Origin of the sequence: Saccharomonospora iraqiensis subsp. iraqiensis (genome assembly GCF_000430445.1) — a bacterium.
Taxonomy (GTDB): Bacteria; Actinomycetota; Actinomycetes; order Mycobacteriales; family Pseudonocardiaceae; genus Saccharomonospora; species Saccharomonospora iraqiensis.
Window position 1 is genome coordinate 28,663 of the sequence record NZ_KE387097.1, and the last position, 1,198, is coordinate 29,860.

Sequence of the window (1,198 nt, forward strand, 5' to 3'; positions counted from 1 at the left end):
GGCCGGGCCGGGCAGGGCCGCGGTCGGGGCCAGGCCGCGGACGAGGTCGGCCGAGCCGCGCACGAACGCCTCGGGGGTGCCGACGTCGAGCCAGTACGAGTCGTCGACGAAGCCCTGCACGTGCCTGCCCTCCGCCAGCAGGCCGGGGAAGGTCTCCCGTTCCACCGACACCGGCCGTCCGGCCGGGATCTCCTCCAGCACCGTGCGCCGGAACACGTAGCAACCCGCGTTGATCTGGTCGGTCGGCGGGTCCGGCGTCTTCTCCAGGAACGCCGTCACGCGACCGTCGGCGGTGGTGGGCACGCAGCCGAACCGGGACGGGTCGGCGACGCGGTGCAGGTGCAGGGTGACGTCGGCACCGGAGTCGCGGTGGGTGGCGAGCAGGGCGGCCGGGTCGGCCCCGGACAGGATGTCGCCGTTGAAGATCACGGCGTCGTCGTGCCGGAGCCGGTCGGCGACGTTGCGGATCGCGCCGCCGGTGTCCAGCGGCTCGTCCTCGACGACGTAGTCGATGTCCAGCCCGAACCGGGCGCCGTCGCCGAAGTACTCGCCGAACACCTCGGCGCGGTAGGAGGTGCCCAGCACGACGTGGGTCAGCCCCGCGTCGCGGATGCGGGAGAGCAGGTGGGACAGGAACGGCACCCCCGCCGTCGGCAGCATCGGTTTCGGCGCGGAGAGCGTGAGCGGGCGCAGTCGTGTTCCCTTGCCCCCGACCAGCACCACGGCGTCGGCGGCCATCCCGGATGGCATCGTGCGAGAATCCTCCCTACCTGACCTCTGGTGAGGTGACGACGAACCAGCCCTGACCCACTGACGGTCACCCGCCCGAGGGCCTACCCTAGACACCGAAGGCGGCGGCCCGTCAGGAGTGGGCCATCGGTCGGCCCGGGACACCTACGGGGGTGTGCGAAGACATGGATCCCCGCGATCGTGCGGACGCCGTGCTGGCCCGCGCGCAGGCACGCGGCGGCGTGGTCACGCCGGACAACCAGGCGTCGCCGATGGACGCCGCGAACACCCAGCAGATCCCGAGACGGGTGGTCGACAGACTGGACACCGACCCCGACACGACGACGAAGCTCCCGTCGTCGCTGATCGAGGCCAACGACGTCGGCGGGGGCCCCGCGGGGGACGCACCGGCCGGTGCCGACGGCTCGGCGTATGCGACCGACGGCACGGCGTACGCGGCCGACGGCAC

General features: G+C 73.0%; 1 protein-coding gene and 1 pseudogene. One reads left to right on the forward strand and one right to left on the reverse strand.

Features of this window, described 5'->3' with window-relative positions:
• Positions 1-750 (reverse strand): mannose-1-phosphate guanylyltransferase (manB, locus tag ACTIR_RS26675; protein ID WP_034240033.1); only part of this gene is annotated, 750 nt, incomplete at its 3' end.
• A 164-nt stretch (positions 751-914) separates the two neighbouring features.
• Here manB and ACTIR_RS23300 point away from each other — a divergent pair.
• A pseudogene (locus tag ACTIR_RS23300) lies at positions 915-1,198 on the forward strand (hypothetical protein); the annotation flags it as partial.